General features: G+C 45.7%; 11 protein-coding genes. 6 read left to right on the forward strand and 5 right to left on the reverse strand.

Going from position 1 to position 17,351, the window contains the following annotated elements; genetic code table 11:
* Position 1: 1 nt before the first annotated feature.
* Positions 2 to 1,207 carry a zinc metallochaperone GTPase ZigA gene (gene zigA, locus ACJJIE_RS06080; protein ID WP_444893928.1) on the forward strand — a complete coding sequence of 402 codons (1,206 nt, stop codon included), beginning with the start codon at positions 2 to 4 and terminating at the stop codon, positions 1,205 to 1,207.
* 100 nt (positions 1,208 to 1,307) lie between these two features.
* Here zigA and ACJJIE_RS06085 read toward each other — a convergent pair whose 3' ends face one another.
* Positions 1,308 to 2,693: a S8 family peptidase gene (locus tag ACJJIE_RS06085; protein ID WP_444893929.1), complete on the reverse strand. Its 1,386-nt coding sequence runs from the start codon at positions 2,691 to 2,693 to the stop codon at positions 1,308 to 1,310.
* 587 nt (positions 2,694 to 3,280) lie between these two features.
* Positions 3,281 to 5,332, reverse strand: coding sequence for a S8 family peptidase (locus tag ACJJIE_RS06090; RefSeq protein ID WP_444893930.1), 2,052 nt, complete (start codon positions 5,330 to 5,332; stop codon positions 3,281 to 3,283).
* 908 nt (positions 5,333 to 6,240) lie between these two features.
* On the opposite strand from ACJJIE_RS06090, the gene ACJJIE_RS06095 reads away from it, so the two are divergent.
* Positions 6,241 to 6,774 carry a Dps family protein gene (locus tag ACJJIE_RS06095; protein ID WP_444893931.1) on the forward strand — a complete coding sequence of 178 codons (534 nt, stop codon included), beginning with the start codon at positions 6,241 to 6,243 and terminating at the stop codon, positions 6,772 to 6,774.
* Between the two features lie 120 nt (positions 6,775 to 6,894).
* Here ACJJIE_RS06095 and ACJJIE_RS06100 read toward each other — a convergent pair whose 3' ends face one another.
* Together ACJJIE_RS06100 and ACJJIE_RS06105 are read right to left on the reverse strand one after the other, a co-directional pair.
* On the reverse strand, positions 6,895 to 7,359 hold the full coding sequence (locus tag ACJJIE_RS06100) for a GNAT family N-acetyltransferase (protein WP_444893932.1): 465 nt from the start codon (positions 7,357 to 7,359) through the stop codon (positions 6,895 to 6,897).
* Between the two features lie 394 nt (positions 7,360 to 7,753).
* Positions 7,754 to 10,717, reverse strand: coding sequence for a DUF3857 domain-containing transglutaminase family protein (locus ACJJIE_RS06105; protein ID WP_444893933.1), 2,964 nt, complete (start codon positions 10,715 to 10,717; stop codon positions 7,754 to 7,756).
* A gap of 830 nt (positions 10,718 to 11,547) precedes the next feature.
* Here ACJJIE_RS06105 and ACJJIE_RS06110 point away from each other — a divergent pair.
* The 4 genes from ACJJIE_RS06110 to ACJJIE_RS06125 all read left to right on the forward strand — a co-directional run bounded on the left by ACJJIE_RS06110 (position 11,548) and on the right by ACJJIE_RS06125 (position 15,101).
* On the forward strand, positions 11,548 to 11,904 hold the full coding sequence (locus ACJJIE_RS06110) for a helix-turn-helix transcriptional regulator (RefSeq protein WP_444893934.1): 357 nt from the start codon (positions 11,548 to 11,550) through the stop codon (positions 11,902 to 11,904).
* Positions 11,898 to 13,196, forward strand: a complete 1,299-nt coding sequence (locus ACJJIE_RS06115; protein WP_444893935.1) for a type II toxin-antitoxin system HipA family toxin — start codon at positions 11,898 to 11,900, stop codon at positions 13,194 to 13,196. The genes ACJJIE_RS06110 and ACJJIE_RS06115 overlap by 7 nt, the downstream gene beginning before the upstream one ends.
* 318 nt (positions 13,197 to 13,514) lie before the next feature.
* The gene (locus ACJJIE_RS06120; protein WP_444893936.1) at positions 13,515 to 14,126 is read left to right on the forward strand and encodes a hypothetical protein; all 612 of its coding nucleotides are present in this window, start codon (positions 13,515 to 13,517) and stop codon (positions 14,124 to 14,126) included.
* A 291-nt stretch (positions 14,127 to 14,417) separates the two neighbouring features.
* Positions 14,418 to 15,101: a VOC family protein gene (locus ACJJIE_RS06125; RefSeq protein ID WP_444893937.1), complete on the forward strand. Its 684-nt coding sequence runs from the start codon at positions 14,418 to 14,420 to the stop codon at positions 15,099 to 15,101.
* Positions 15,102 to 15,200: 99 nt separating this feature from the next.
* Here the strand turns inward: ACJJIE_RS06125 and ACJJIE_RS06130 are convergent, their stop codons facing one another.
* Positions 15,201 to 17,345: a TonB-dependent receptor gene (locus tag ACJJIE_RS06130; protein ID WP_444893938.1), complete on the reverse strand. Its 2,145-nt coding sequence runs from the start codon at positions 17,343 to 17,345 to the stop codon at positions 15,201 to 15,203.
* Positions 17,346 to 17,351 lie beyond the last annotated feature (6 nt).

The following is a 17,351-nucleotide window of genomic DNA, read 5'->3' on the forward strand; positions in this document are numbered from 1 at the left end:
AATGGCACATACAAACAAACTCCCAGTCACCGTCCTTTCAGGTTTTCTAGGTGCCGGTAAAACTACCGTACTTAGCCACATACTGAACAATCGCGAAGGCAAAAAAGTTGCTGTAATCGTCAATGACATGAGTGAAATCAATGTTGATTCGACGAAAGTACAGAGCGAAGTTTCTCTTAACCGTAGTGAGGAGAAGCTTGTTGAAATGAGTAATGGCTGTATTTGCTGCACTCTGCGGGAAGACCTTCTGGAGGAAGTCACTAAGCTTGCGCAGGAAGGACGGTTTGATTATCTCGTTATTGAATCAACAGGGATTTCTGAACCCTTACCCGTTGCAGAAACCTTCACTTTTGCCGACGAAAATGGTGTTTCTCTCTCTGATGTTGCCAGTTTGGACACAATGGTGACGGTGGTCGATGCAGTCAATTTTTTAAAGGACTATGACGAGGCCGTATTTTTACAGGATGCTGGTGAATCATTAGGTGAAGACGACGAACGCAGTGTAACTGATTTGCTGATCGACCAGGTCGAGTTCGCAGATGTCATTCTGATCAGTAAAACAGATTTAGCTGGCCCTTCTGATGTTGAGCGCCTAGAGGCCATTCTGCGAACTCTAAATACGCAGGCAAAAATAGTTCCGGTCTCTCAAGGGCAAGTCGATATTGACGAGGTTCTAAGTACCGGCTTATTTAACTTCGAGCGCGCGCAGCAAGCACCTGGTTGGCTTAAAGAGATGCGAGGTGAACATATTCCTGAAACGGAAGAGTATGGCATTAGCAGTTTCAGCTACGAAGCACGTAGACCCTTCCATCCAGAAAAATTTCATCAATTTCTGCACAATACTGAGAGGCACGGCAAGTTAATTCGTTCCAAAGGGTATTTTTGGCTGGCGTCCCGCCCTGAGTTTGCAGGCGAATGGAGTCAAGCGGGAGGCATTGCCCACTATGGTTTCGCTGGGATGTTCTGGAAAGCTATACCCAAAGAAAACTGGCCCACAGACGAAAATTATCGCAGCTCCATTGAAAAACAATGGGTAGAACCCTTTGGTGATATGCGGCAAGAACTAGTATTTATTGGCCAGAGTTTGAATCAAACCAGCATGACAAAAGCGCTTGATGACTGCCTGCTAAGCGAGGACGAAGTGCTACGAGGCAAAGAATACTGGGCGACATTGAATGATCCATTTCCCGCATGGGAACAAGGATGAATATTAACCTCACCCCTGTACTTGGCTAGATCCTTTAGTGGGAAAGTGTAAAAGACCGACGAAATGTCGGTCTTTTATTAAGCTAGCGCCTTTCGACAGTTCAATTCTCTATAGCGGCCTCAACGGCTGCCGCCGCATCAACAATGCCTGACCCACAGCGCCGACATGAGCCTGTAAAACTTCGGGCTGTACTGGTGAGAATGGATTCAACCTCATCTGGTGTAACATCGGGCTTGACTGAATATATAAGTGCGGCTGTACCGGCAACATGTGGAGCGGCCATGCTGGTGCCGGCGTAGTAAGCGAAGCTATCACTACCGGGAGTTCGCGCGCCGCTGTTTAATGTAGAGAGAACGCCATCGGATTCCACCGAGTTAGTTTCACCTCCGGGGGCAGCGACATCGACCACATTGCCGTAGTTGGAGTAGTAAGCAAGTCCTCCGGAGCGGTTGGTCGCGGATACTGTAATGACTCCTGAACAGTTAGCCGGGGAAAACCAGAAGGCATTCCGCCCAGAGTTACCCGCCGCAACAACAACGGTTGCGCCCAGGTTACGGGCCGTATTAATGGCGCTTTGAGTTGTGCTTCCACAGAGGCCAAGACCACCCAGGCTCAAGTTCAACACTTGGGCCGGAGTTTCATTGGCTGGTGCACCATTAACCGAGCCGCCAGCGCTCCAGACAATGCCGTCGGCAATATCAGAAGTGTAACCGCCGCAGCGGCCGAGTACTCGAACGGGGAGTACTTTTGCTTTATGGGCTATCCCAGCGATACCCATATTGTTGTTGGTGACGGCAGCAATGGTGCCGGCCACATGAGTGCCATGCCAGCTGCTATCAAACTCCGGATACAGTGGGTTTCCGCAGTAACTATCGGTATACCAATCCCCGGGATCACTGGCATCACTATCACGGCCATCCCCATCTACAGCGATATCGGAATCCGAAATCATGTCGTAACCAGGCAGCAAGTTGTCCATGAGGTCTGAGTGAGCGAGATAACCGGTATCAATAACTGCTACTACCACGCCCTCCCCTTGAGTTATATCCCAGGCTGCGGGCAAATTCAGTCCGCCATCAGCTTCAAAGTAGTGCCACTGGTCGTAATAGCTGGGGTCATTTGGGATCGCCATAGGGTGCATCATCAAGTCGGGCTCAGCGTACTCAATATTGGGGTCTTGTTTTAGGCGGTTGATTATCAGGTTGATCTCGGCTTGGCTTTTTCGGCTCCCCAGGTGCATGACTTGTGCACCCGTCGCCATGCGCCGCAAGTGGCGCAAGTTGTGGCCCGCACGGCGAGAGGCTTTCTCCACAGTTTCCTGAGTCATGCTCGCTGACCGTCCGATCGTGGAATCCTGCTTGTATTTCACAATGATCCGGTCAGTTGTTGGGGAACTACTTATGTTATCCATTTGGGTGGCGAAGGAGCCTGTACATAGAAGTGAAAACACACCTGCTAGAGTGGATTTTTTCAACAGTGACTTCATTATTGTTATCTCTCCATGATGATTTAGCCGACGGGGTGTAACATCCTAACCATTAGTACCACTGTCCCTGTTGTGACAGGGCACGTTAGGCTTTACGCAAGATATATGCCTGAGCAAGTCATGGCTGGATATCGAGACAAAATTAGTACCAGTGTTTCAATTTTGCCCGCAGGGATAGTAGTGGCAACCGATGTATCCTTCTTAGGTGATTGCCGGCCTCTTTCTATTCTTGTGACAGCCTCCACCTAAATAAACTTATTTATCTGTCTTTGCACCGATATAGAGATAACTAAGGGCTTTCCAATCACTGTGCACAGAAAGGCTGCAAAATACTTTTCGAAATTTATCAACTTTAAAGAAAAGGCTGGAGCTTGAAGTTAATCCACTCTGATAAAACGAGCCTTAATCGAGCAGTGGAAATGATCATCACAGAATTGGTGATATTGCCGGTAATATAACTGGGAAAGGATTCTGCGGAGATCAACGTGCTAAATGAAAATGCCAGTCAGATTAACTGACTGGCATTATTTGAGTAGAACAGCTATCTATCCACCCCACAGGAACCTGTCGAGTGGGAGTTAGCCCATTTACTCAGTACTAGCACTCAGAGAAACTCCAGAGTAGTCAGAGTAACCGCGGATACTGATATACCAGGTACCTGCGTCTGGATTGCTGATGCTGCAGCTTTCATCATTACCCCATTCGTAAGGACGACAATCGTACGCTGTGCGGGTGGGCTCTTGGCCAAAACGAACATAGAGGTCTGCATCCCCACTGCCACCAGACATTACGGCGCTCAGCGATGAAGCTCCGCTATCAACGTCGATAGTGAAGTGCTGCCAGCTGTTGCGAGAACCACTGAGATTTGTCTCTTCCCAACTGTCGCTACCGCCACCGCCACCACCACCACCTGCGGTGTAGCTGCCTACGAGGCTAACGTTAGAGAAGGAGCTATATCCACGTACCATGACGTGATAGGTTCCTCCCTGTACGTTATCGATATCACAAGTTTCATTATTGCCTGAAGTATAGGGGCGGCAGTCATAGGTACTGGTTGTGGGGGCGCTGCCATGGCGAACGTAGAGGTCAGCATCGCCGCTTCCACCGGACATTACAAAAGACAAGTCTGTAGCGTTGTTAGGCACTTCCAGGGTGAAGTTAATTTCATCACCACTGTTACCCTCGATACCAGTCTCAGCAACACCATTTTCAAGTTCACCGCCGTCGTTACCGCCACCACCGCCGCCTCCACCATTAGCCAAGGCTACGGCCGCTGCTGCATCGACAATACCTGAACCACAGCTGCTGCAAGAAGCCGGGAAGCTCCGTGCGGTACTGGTGAGGATTGATTCAACTTCATCTGGAGTCAAGGTAGGGTCTACAGAGTAGAGCAATGCTGCAGCACCGGCCACATGAGGTGCCGCCATACTGGTGCCCTGGATGTAATAGTAACTATCACTGCCGGGGTCAGTAGCACCATTGTTATAGGTAGAGAGGACGCCGTCGGAGTCATTGGCGAAGCTCTGTGCTCCACCCGGCGCTGCAACATCTACTACATTGCCGTAGTTAGAGTAGTAAGCACGACCGCCACTGCGATTAGTCGCAGCCACTGAGATCACCCCATCACAACTGGCAGGAGTAAATTGGCTTGCATTAGCATTGCTATTGCCAGCGGCTACAACAACCGTCGCACCGAGACTGCGAGCAGTATCGATGGCATTTTGTGTAGTAGTACCACAGCTTCCGCTGCCGCCAAGACTGAGATTGAGTACATCGGCGGGATTCGCATTGGCTGGCAGTCCACTGACAGAACCACCAGCACCCCAAATGATTCCGTCAGCAATATCTGACGTATAGCCACCACAACGGCCGAGCACACGGACAGGAACAATCTTGGCCTCATAGGCAACACCTGCGATACCAAGATTATTGTTAGTAACGCCAGCGATCGTGCCGGCAACATGGGTACCGTGCCAGCTACTGTTGCTTGAGGAGCTATCTCCACAAGTACCAGAGCTATACCAATCACCCGGATCGGTGGCATCGCTATCGCGACCATCGCCATCTACGGAAACGAAGGTATCGTCGATCATGTCGTAGCCCGGCAAAATGTTGGCTGCCAGGTCTGCATGGGGTCGATAACCAGTATCGAGTACCGCGACCACAGCCCCGTTACCCGCAGTGGTATCCCAGGCTGATGGAAGGTTCAAGCCACCGGTAGATTCATAATAATGCCACTGATTGAGGTAACTTGGGTCATTAGGTACAGCCACTGCTTTCAAGATCAGATCTGGTTCTGCGTACTCCACATCCGGGTCTTGCCTCAGGCGATCGATAATTGCATTTACTTCAGCTCTATTTTTTCGACCTTCCAGGCGCATTACCTGAGCGCCAGTAGCTATGCGGCGCAGATGGTGCATTTTATGGCCAGCGCGACGGGAAGCTTTTTCCACAGTTTCCTGAGCCATAGTAGCGGCCCGTCCAACTTTAGCGCTTTCTTTGTACTTAACGATGATGCGATCAGTTAGCAGCGTGTTATCCGCTTCTTCCGCATAGGCACCAAAAGGCGCAGTGCATAGCAATGAGAATGCACTTGCTAAAGCCGTCTTTTGTAAAAGAAATTTTAAAGATAATTTCATTATTGTGGTTTCTCCGAAGTTATATTTATTCCAATACCAAAAAATCATTCGACATTGGTTACTCCTAAACCGCCCCGCTTTGGCTAAATAAATTCTATAAAGGGAAAGCCCAAAAACTGCTGAATTTAGGATCATTTAGTTAGCTTGAGCGAAATTGGTACCATTGTTTCAACTTGGTACAAATGTATAACGACTTGGAAATTGTTGTCCTCAATGGAGATCTCGCAACTCATGTGGACTGCGATGACAAGTTTTAAATCTCCACAAAAAACTCAGGTAATAAATATTTTTCCGCAAAAAAGTGTGGAATGGTTCACGGGAGACACGGCCAAGGAGGATTAACAGATCACTTATGACAAAAAATACGGCCTTATCCCTCAAGCATAAAGCAATGTTATATCACATCAAAAATATTTTATTTAACTATGACTTTTGATGATTGGTAAGTTGATCTAGTTATCAGCCTCTTACTTGAACTAACCATTCATCGTTTGACAAATCAACAGCAAATCTAATCCCTCCGAATTGTATAGCTGCTATATCTTGGTCTTTATAGGTGTTCTTTCGCTAGTGAAATTAAACGATCGCACCTGGCTATAGCTTTATAGGCATAGGCTTCTTTGCTTCCCCGAGAACTATCAAGTTCAGAGAGGACACTTTTTTTAAGTGCAGTAGCAACTTCAATGGCAAGAGCATACTTTTGGTGGTTTAAGCAGTGCCGACAAACAATTGTTTCCAGCGCGTCTTCGCTATCAATGTTTAAATACCCCAAGTTACGCAGCCCCTTGTGAAGACCTTAAATATCTTCCCCTTTCTGAATGGCTAGTCTCCATATAGGTGTCTAATCTAGTGCCATGGAGACACCGACTGCCACACCTGTCCCTTTGTCATAACTTATGAGGTTTGATATGAGAAAAGCAACTGGAGAAGCGGTAGGCACACAATCCAGGCTAGCCGCCCCGTCTGATTTAAGTGAGAGTGCGAGGGCCAGCATTTCTATCGCTGTTAATACACTACTTGCAGATACTTTCAGCCTATATATGAAGACCAAAAACTTTCACTGGCATGTTAGCGGCCCCCACTTCAGGGACTACCATTTGCTTTTTGATGACCAAGCCGATGAAGTATTCGAGATGACCGATGCACTGGCGGAGCGCGTACGCAAACTAGGAGGCACTACGCTTCGCTCCATTGGCCATATCGCTAAGCTACAGCGTTCTTCAGATAATGATGCCGAGTATGTAGATCCGCAAGATATGCTGTTAGAGCTAGGCGAAGACAACCGGGAAATGATCGCAAGTATGCGTAAAGTCCACGAACTTTGTGATGAGCACAGAGATATTGCTACAGCAAGCTTGCTGGAAGAGTATATTGATCAGGCGGAAAAGCGGTCATGGTTTTTGTTTGAGGCTAGTCGCAGCTCTGGTTTAACACACCACTGAGCCCTGTGGCCCAAGCTTGATCTGGCAGACAGCGCTACTTTTTGAATTACCCTGTCAGATCAAACTCAGCCTATACGACTTTCTTTTTTCAAAGCGACCTGTTCCTTTTCAGGTTAAGAGCTACAATTCCAGCTTCAACCTCTCCCCGACCGAATTTTCGAGGAAACCTTCTCGGAGGTAAAAATCAATTGTTCGTTGCCAGTTTTCTCTTTCCGGAGTACTAACTTCCAACCGTGGCCAGCCCTCCTCCTTCGCAAATCTGATCACCTCATCCAAAAGAGCCTTACCAATAAACTGTGAACGGAACTCTGGCTCAACATACAATTCCTCAATTACCCCATAGTTGCCACCGGCATAAATAGCAGCAGACCTTGATAGGGTAATAACGCCCACTGGAGCTCCATCGGCATAATATAGGAAAGCATGGAACCCATTATCTTGTGAAAGTAACTTCTTAGCCGTTACTGCCATGACCTCTGGATCGATGTTGCGCTTATGACCGACAAGAGCTTGCAGCAATTTTGTTACCAGTCCTGCGACCTCACTACTCTGCTTCGCCCCGGCCCTTACAATCGGACTCACCATAAACTATCCCTTCCCTTTAACTTATTTACATTTTTGCCCAGCTGAAATGTGATCACATTTAGAATCTATCAGCAATTTTTACTGGCAGCAAGCTGGATGCGTAGGAAAGAAAGCGGACAACTCTCTATTGAATAATGGTCACAAAGAGCCAATGGGTAGAAATCATTAGAGCCGAAGGGATTGATGAAGCCTCAACGCTCGCATAGCACCATAAGTTTGAAGAAATGGAACCTGAACAACATCAGAGGCTTTTTCAGTCTTTAGGTATGAAACCTGAAGACTGAAAAAGTACAAGAGGTATTTATGAATTTTACCTTATCCCAAGTCTAAAAAATTCAAGGTAGGACAGCTGGAGCTATTTTATAAATTTAAGCTCCAGCAGCTCCCAACCTACCTATAGAACAGCTTTCAATCGCTCTTTAAGGGAGGATATAAACACCTTATCCTTCCCCCCAAGATTGGAAACATAAAGTATAAAATCACTGCCATCTTTTCTGACAACCGTTACCGTAGTGGTATCGCCTAAAGAACTGGACCAGTCTACCTGTAGATCCTCAATATCCTCGTAAGATGCCATTTCCTTTTCCAAAATATCCCCATCTTTCCAATAGGAAAATACATGGCGTTGTGTAAAACCATTGCCATCTTCACTCACGAATAGAAGCGCATCACTATAGAAATATGCTACCTCATCAGTAGCCTTTAGGATCCCCTTTCTCTGCATAAACTTGAGGTCCCTATCTGATATCTCACTTCCTTCAACAACCTTGTCGCTAGCTAAAATACCAAACTCTCCACCGACCACCAGCCCACACACCGGCAAGCTCAACACCACTAACAAAGCATGCCTAGCACGCCATTTGGAACCCTCAATTACCGCTGGTGACTTATCACCATTCACAAACAGTAAATAGTTTGCCAATGGCAATACTGTTAGCACGGTTAGAAGCTGGAACACCAGGGGGTAGCCCGTATATCTACCCAAGACTGGTGAGATCAAAAAGGTAATGGCCAATACAACTGCAAATCCTTTGTTTGGCAAATATGATTTACCATATCGATTTTCACTATCTTCACGGAGTTTATTCCAAAGGGGGAAGTACCAGAACTTGTTAAAAATACCTCTAGCGAGCGGCATGATCGCACTACGTTCCTGCTCCCGGATATATTTGAAGTTTCTATAAAACCAATAAACACCAAAAATTCCGAATGTAAAAACCCACATCGCCGTCAGCTTACCCAGGGAGACAGGGTAAAAAATCGTATCTTCCTTTACAGGGTTCTTCCATCTATCAAAGCGCCACATAAAGACCAGGAAGACATACATGGCGGCATAGATATAGATATACGTGGCGAGCGATAACTGTGACAAGAAATCACTCTCAGTATCTCCTGAGGTATTTTCATAAGACTGATAGATACCGTAACTCAGTTGATTCTTGAGTTTGTTAATAGCCTCTACGTAGGCTTGATATTCACTCGGCTTAACATGATCAGCCTTACTGCGGTATATATATTTCAGAGAAAGCGTCTTACTGTCTTCCTGAAAGGAAACTTCATTTTTGAAATAGAAAAAGCTGTTGTCTTCTTCAAAATACTCACTATCAAAAAACCAATCATCTCCATTGAAGTGAACTTCAATAACCTGTTCTATATGCTCTGGATACGATAAAGCCAACGGATGGTGCCTATCCTGATCATCCGGCTCAGATACCCATGGGCTAACAATGTTTGCATAAAAATCAACCTCGTGGCGCTTTCTATCTGGTTTATCTTCCCAAAAATTTTCCAGCTTATATTGCTCATGAGAGGTGAATATATTTCGCTCTGGGTTATCTTCTAGCTCAATTAGAGCAGCGACTTCAATCCCGGGATAATAATCCTCAAAGAACTCCAAATATTCTGTCTGGATTTGATCTCGCCCATTGCTAGCTAAACGCTGTCTCTGCCTTTCGGCGTCCTTACCATAATTTACAGTAGTGGTTGTAAAGGTTGCAGGGCCGTCATCCAGTACTGTGAACTCATCTTTTACAAATACTCCATACTTTGCGACATCTGGCTCCATATTTACCAAGTCATCAGTGCCCGGCCTGAGTATTAGTGCTTTTCCATAATCTGGCTGAAAAATACTACTCAAGTCACCATGCTGATAGCTACGCGTTGGATCTACCCAATACTCTTTGTCTTCAAATTCAAAATAGCTGATAACATGGTCAAATGACCGTACGCTGGGGATTCTATCTTTAAGTCTTGTTTCGGTATTCACTAGAGCCGGGTAGCCATCAACTCCAAGTTCTTTCAATAGAGTTAAAAACAGTACAGTTTTATCTTTACAATCTCCATATCTATACCGCAAAGTCGTGCTGGCTGGTCTGGGCTTGTGTGAGTTTTCCCCCAACTCTATTCCTAAGTAACGTATCTCCTCCTGGACAAACCGAAGTGCGGCAGAGATTTGGGAACTCTTATCTTTGTGATTTAACTTGATGTCAGCGACTAATTTAGCTATCTCCGCATCAACATTAAAAACTCCTTGATATAACCCTAACCCCCAGACACCAACAGCTTCCCAGGTTGCCTGTTCACTAAAGTAAATAGCGCCCCAAGGACTAAACCAGGAAGGAGTCCCATCGTCAGATTTAACTGGATCAAGTTTATTGTCCTCGATGACATACTCTCTGGCACCACCCAGATCTTTTTGTTTGAGTTCCAAATCGCTATTTAAAATTGAACTATAGAGAGGTGTTTGCTTCTCCCACAATATACGCAAATAGAGTCTCTCAAGTGGGACAGACCAATTCAGACTGGAGCTATATGCAAATATCCCCTGATAAACAGGATTCACCCCCGAACGCGTGTAGCTATACTCTACAACATCACCCACCCTGATATCGTCTAACAAAATATTGAGTGTTAATTGACCATGGTAGACTGACTCATCCATCTCCTCTTCGCGCCGAATATGATCTATTCGCGCAGTATTGAGTTTATTTAAAACCTGTCCATCGCGGATCACATTAAGAGTATGTAATGTAACCTTTTGATACTCTGGGTCATAATCAATACTTATCTGTGAGCTTTCATCAACCCCTTCAGGGTTAATAATGTATTCAGCCATTCGAAAGAAGTATTCAAATCCTGGCTCATCCCCTGCTTTGATCTGGGAGTCCAGCAGAAGATAGTGAACCCCATCCTGGATCTTATCCACAGGCCGCTCATTTACTTCAGGAACTACTACCTTTGTAACCCAATCTGGTATGGGAGACGTAGCAACTTCTTCCCTTGCCCAAACCTTGCCTACGGCCAACAATGAACAAATCACTAATACTATTGATATAGCCGCATCAATTTTTTTCTTCATTATCTACTTTTCTACAATACTTAGAGTGGCTTTCAAATACGAAATGGATGCGCACCAGTGAAACTAGACTGCAAACCCAATTAACTCAATACCTGCTTGTACGAGGAGCTTAGTAAAGGCGTTTTTCACTCGAAAGTCCAATATGGAGTCACAATGCGAGCTATCCCGATATTTTTTGTACGATAGTCCATTAACTAAGAACCTAAGACAACGTAAATAGCAGAAGATATAAGATTTAGAAGAGCTGACACTCTCTATACTAAAACTGGTATTCAGATTTATAAAAAGTTAATCACAACCAAACTTCCCCCACAAACTACAAGTAAGCTTATAAATAAGCTTTCCTATTAACTAGGAGTTAACAGGGATAAATTTTGTAACGGTCAGCTACTGTTGGTTTACCCATAGAACAATATAGGGAAACAATTTGCTTCTAGTTAATTTGCGGCCACTGTTCATGGCAGTAGCTAATGTAAATCTCCATAGAAACCTCTTAGTTGTTCCCATTTGGCAACGGCAAGAAATCTAATAGCAGCAGTGGAGCCTAATCATCCCCGAGGAAAGTAGTCGCCCGCCTATGGCATCAAATCTTATGTAGAACAGGTGTTTCTCTTATCTCCAGCAGAAGTTGGGTTTCCGGTAAAGGCGAGCCTCTATAGAAATTAGAATTAATACATATAACAGCCGAAAAAGCACCTGTAAACGATTAAAATTAGCCTTAATGGCTATACTCCCACCTATTAACACTTTTGACCTATGCAGGCTATAATAGATCAAAAAGCACCCATTAACTTAACAAAGCCCAATTAAAGGGTGGAAAGGCAACTATTATGGGCTTTTACGGTCAATCAGATAAGCAAATACTTGGGAAGCTGGGCAATCGCCTCAAAAAGTACCGCTTACGAATGAACCTTACTCAGGATGACATGGCTGAGCGTGCAGGCCTATCCACCTCCACCATTAAAGGGCTGGAGGCTGGTCGTGGCAGGCTTGATAGCCTTGTTGCTGCACTAAGGGTACTTCGCCAACTTGATTCATTGGATAACTTTTTACCTGAACCGGCAGTAAGTCCGATGCAAATTGCTACTCAAGGCAAGCAACGGCAGAGAGCCAGCCGTAGCTCACAGAATCAGCGCGATACTCTGCCCGTGAACAACAATAAGAAAAGGAGCAAGCCAGAATGGTAAGCCAGACAAATGCCGCAACAGTTCACTTGTGGGGCGAGTTGGTAGGCGCTGTCCACTGGGGTGACAGTGGTTATGGTTCATTCGAGTATGCACCGGAGTTCTTGCGTCGGGGGCTGGATATTGCTCCGATAACCATGCCAATTGAAACTTCACAAGAGCCATATACATTTCGCGGCCTCGGTCGGGAAACATTTAAAGGATTACCGGGACTCCTCGCCGATTGCCTGCCTGACAAATTCGGCAATGCGGTGATTGATGCCTGGCTCGCACGCCAAGGGCGAACTCCAGACAGCTTCAACCCTATTGAGCGACTCTGTTACACCGGTACTCGCGGCATGGGCGCGCTTGAATTTCAACCAGCGGTGGACGGCACCTTCAAAGACTCTGTCGACCTGAACGTTGAAGAATTAGTCAATCTAGCTGCCGCAATTACCAATAGGCAGACGGATCTCAATACGCAATTTGGACATAGTGATACTGAAAAATCAGGCTCCTTGCTGGACATTTTGCGCGTTGGCACCAGTGCCGGAGGCGCTCGAGCAAAAGCAGTTATTGCCATGAATGATAAGGGGGATATTCGCTCTGGTCAGGTCCCCGCCCCTAAAGGCTATGACTACTGGCTTTTAAAATTTGACGGCGCGGGAGATCTTGAACTCAGGGCAAGCGATGGCTATGGGCGGGTTGAATACGCCTATTATCATATGGCTCGCGAAGCGGGTATCAATATGGCGGAGTGCGGGCTACTGGAGGAAAATGGCCGAGCGCATTTTATGACGCGGCGCTTTGATCGGGTAAACGGGCAAAAGCTTCATATGCAGTCTCTATGTGGTATTGCGCACTTAGATTTCAACATGGCAGGCGCACACTCCTATGAGCAAGTATTCAGCATAATACGTGAACTATATCTGTCTAAAAATGAAGCCGTTCAGCAATATCGCCGTATGGTCTTCAACGTATTGGCCAGGAATCAAGATGATCATACAAAGAATATTGCATTTCTTATGGACCCAGCCGGAGAATGGTCTCTTTCACCAGCCTTTGACCTGACTTATGCCCACAATCCTGGCGGAGCTTGGACAAGTCAACACCAGATGAGTATTAACGGAAAGCGTGATCACTACAATTTAGATGACTTAATAACATTAGGGGAATCCATCAGCATTAAGCGTCCAATGGAGATAATTGATCAGGTCGCAAGTGCGGTAGCAAATTGGGAGCAGTTCGCTGAAGCCTCCGGTGTCTCTGAAAGCTGGATTATTGAAATTGGCCAAAACCACCGCAAGCTAACTTGAATTTTATCTATATGTCATTGACCTAGCCGCTACCCACTTCTTTTGTGGCCCCAAGGATGGAGCCAGGGTTCGATCCCAAATTTTACCGCTAAAACCTTCAGCCTCCCAACCATACTCCCACGGCGGCCCCAGTGTATCTTTTAACTCCAAAGATCCCTTGTCGAATAGAACAGAGGCACCGTAAACGGGCTTATAGTCCATGAGATATCGAGGGGGATGAAGTCAAGTCCAATCGAAAAAACGACACTTCAATCGTCTTCATCTGAGAAATATCAGCTTACATTCTATTTTGGCGATTAACGTATTAAAGAGCTGCTCATGATGAAACTGTCACTTCTATTCACAATAATTTTGATTTCCCTTGCTTTTATGGGAGCTAAAACGGCAGCAGAAGAGAATAGTCATAACTCAATCAAGAATAGTGAGGGCATCATTTGTAATAATGAGTATGTTCTATGCACATCTGCCCCATGCATTCCAGATCCCAGTAATCCAGATTCAAATGCAATTTGCAGATGTGACGTTAATAAGGGGTTGAACTTCGGGTTTTCTGAATGTAAAAACCGGACTCCTGAGACTGACTCAAACGACGTCAAAAAAGCCTTATCGACATTTTCTTTCGCGCAGGCTTCCACCAAGCCTGTACTTTCCTGCCCCGAAGGTAAACCGTGGACTGATTGCCTGGATCAACCCTGCATTGTCGACCCGATGAATCCACTTAAAGCCATATGCACATGCAAGATTGTACGGGATAAGTCTTTTGTAACTTTTGGAGGCGATTGTGTTTCCCTGAGTTGTGATACGGGTTACTGGTCAGGTGCAACGGCAGAGTCCTATGTGGGAGCAAGCAGAAAACTGATGAAGGCATTTAGCTTAGATGAGGTTCCCGCCAAATATTGCGTGGGGATGAAACCTGAGGTTTCAGAATAATTTCTGCCCGATCCAAGTCACACCAATCTTTTGTGTTTTTTAGAAATAGATACCCGATTCGCAGTACGGGCCGTTGATCCCTACACTGTTTAGCGGCCCATACAATTTCTGAAAGAATCACCAAGTAGATTATATTACTTTCATAATTATTAAAATTTCGGCAAAAGTTAAATCACCCTTATCGTAATTTCTGGTATGGTTAAATCAACCACAAGAAATGATTAACTAACAACTGCCGCCAAAAAAATAAAAACCAAACAAACAACACTATTTTAGACAAAAGGCACTCTTATGAGAACACGCTGTAGCCACGTTTTACTCTGGGTGGAGGATATTCATCAAGCTGTACAAGATTTTCGTCAGCTCGGTTTTTCTGTGGATTACGCCACAAAAGAAAAGAACGCCCAGCACGCCCATATTTGGTTTAGTGAAGGGGCTATTATTGAGTTATTGACATCACCATCCAATGCTCAATACTTCAAATGGATTATTGATCTCTTTGCCGGCCGGGGCGCAGGACGTAGGATGATACGTTGGTCGCAAGAAGGGGAAGGTTTTTGTGATGTTGCCTTAGTCAGTGACGATTTTGATAATGATCTTTCAGCGATGAAGCGTGAGGGTGTTCAAACCGGGCGAGTGATTCCCTGGCAACGAACCAAGCCAAACGGACAAAAAACCAGCTTCCGCTTTGTTTATCCTCGCTCTGAGCGACTGCCATTTATTGTAAGTCCATATAACCCACCTCAGTACCCTCAAGAAACAAACCATAAAAATGGTGCTACTGGCCTGAGTAAAGTGCACATGGAAGTCAGTGAACAGGACTGGAAAACTGTACAACGTTTAATCGATAAAGATTCCACATTTAATATCAAACCCGGGCCTACAACCAAAGTTACGGGTATAGAGGTTAGTGGACTGAGAGAAAATTTGGACCCGACTCTATTGCATGGGAGTACAATCAACCCAGCAAGCTAAGGAGCCTCTGAGCTATTTAGTGGATCAATCTCTACAGAGATTGATCCACTCACCATCAAGATAGATAAAACAGTCGTTAACTAAACTGTCGAAATCTCATTACAGACGGTATAGAACTCCAACTCCCGCACGACGTCCTTTTGCCGGCGCCCCTATTCTGGCATCAGGGGCAAATATCGCATTGGTGTAGCCATATAACTGATACTGCTCATCAAGCAGATTGTCAGCAAACAGATAAAGCTCCATAGAGTCCGTTTGCAGTGCTACACGAAGATCCACCTTGCTGTAAGCATCCAGGTTAAAGTGGTTTTGTGCATCTGCCGGGCGCTCATCTACATGGCGTACAGTCAAGTTAGTATTGAGAGCCGGTGCGCTTAACCCCATAAAGTCTGGCAGAGGCTGGTAGTAATTCAATGCCAGGCTAGCACTCCAGCTGGGTACGTCAGGCACTTCATTACCGGCCAAAACGTCACCGCCGGAAACACCATACACATCTTTTGTAATTTCCGTATCCAGGAAGCTCAAACCACCGGCAATACTAAACTGCTCGGTTATAAACCAATCGGCCTCAAGCTCTGCACCAAATGTCTCCGTATCTGCATTTACTGCAGCAGAGGAATAGGAAGCAAAATCAAAGCCTAACAAATGATCATCTTCCACTGAGCTAAAGAATACAGCACCACTGATATTCAGACTGTCTGACTCATTTTTAATGCCTAGCTCGAAGGTGTCGACAGTTGCGGGCTTGTAAGCAACGCTATCGGCAGACTGCAAAGCAAAGTCATTGAACCCACCGGATTTATAGCCTCGTGCGGCAACTGCATAGATATTTGTGGAATTGGACAGCGAATAACCAAGAGCCAAGCGGCCAGTTGTATAACTATCGTCCAGATCTCTTTGATCTTGAGAAACGTAGAGATTGCCATCCGTACCGTAGCTGGAATACTCACCGGCGTACTTCTTACTCTCTTGGGTGTAACGTAGTCCAGCTGTAAATTTCAGGGAATCAGTTACAGGTAATGTAGTCTCACCGTAAATAGCTTGGCTATCAGTATCGTAATCCCGGTATTGATTGGCGAAGGACACCAAATCAATTGAGTCAAAACTTCTTTCACCTTCTTGTAGATTGAGTCCAATCACCCAGAATGTAGTTGCCTCAGGCAATGAGGACAAGCGTAGATCCTGGCTGATAGTCTGCTCGTCCTGGCTATCGCCACGAAGATACTCCATTGGAAAATTGAACACTGCTTGGGCAGTCTCTTGGTCAAAACCGGTTAGGTAACTAAAATCCGTGTTGACCAATGCAGTGATAGAAGTCAGTTGAGTATTAGCCCATTGGTGATTGATTTCAGTGGAAAATCGCTCAACGGTTTTTTCATTATCGTCAAAAGCGCCTGGTGTGTGTTCACTGCCAGGGTCATCACCGAAAGGTTGTAATAACTGAAGGTTCAGAAAGCCTTCCTGTTGTTGCTTCTCAGCAATAAATAAGGCTGATGTTTTCGCACCCAAATCCCATTCCAGACTACCTCTGAAAGCCAGGTCTTTGGGTTCAGTCATTGGATCGCCGTTAGTCGTATTCTCAACCCAATGGTCCTCACTGATATGTCGGATGGCTACTCGGCCACGGAGTGATTCAGAGAATGGGCCGCTGATCACAGTTTGATATAAACTCTGGTTATCCTCTCCGAGCTCTACACGTCCGTAAGCTTCAAACTCTTCGGTTGGCTTGTTAGTGGTAATATTAATAGCGCCAGCTTCACTGTTGCGCCCGAATAAGGTCCCTTGAGGCCCCTTTAATATTTCCAGTCTTTCGATATCAAGGGTCCCAAGGGACACATTTCCCGCAGGCATAGATACGCCATCAAGGTTCACTACAACGGAGCCATCATCCTTATTTACCTGAGTCAGTGAACCAACCCCGCGAATACGGATATTTGCATCCACCGCACCACTGGAAGAATAAACATCTACTCCAGGTGCACTGCGCAATGCTTCTTCAAAATTGAGCAGCAATCGGTTTTTCAAATCCTCTTCGCTAACAACACTCAAGCTAAAGGGAACATCCTTGGCTTTCTCTTTTGTAAGCCGGGCAGTAACTTCAACGACTTCCATTTCTGTTTCGGAAGAACTCTCCTTTTCCGCTCCTTCCGCCGCAGAGTAGGCTCCGGAAGCGTATAGCAGACTTGCCGATATTAGCGAAATTTGTTTCGCAAGTACTTTCTTATCAAGGTTTAAGCTGAGCATAAATTG

It is taken from the genome of Microbulbifer maximicatervae (SeqCode) (assembly GCF_052467325.1).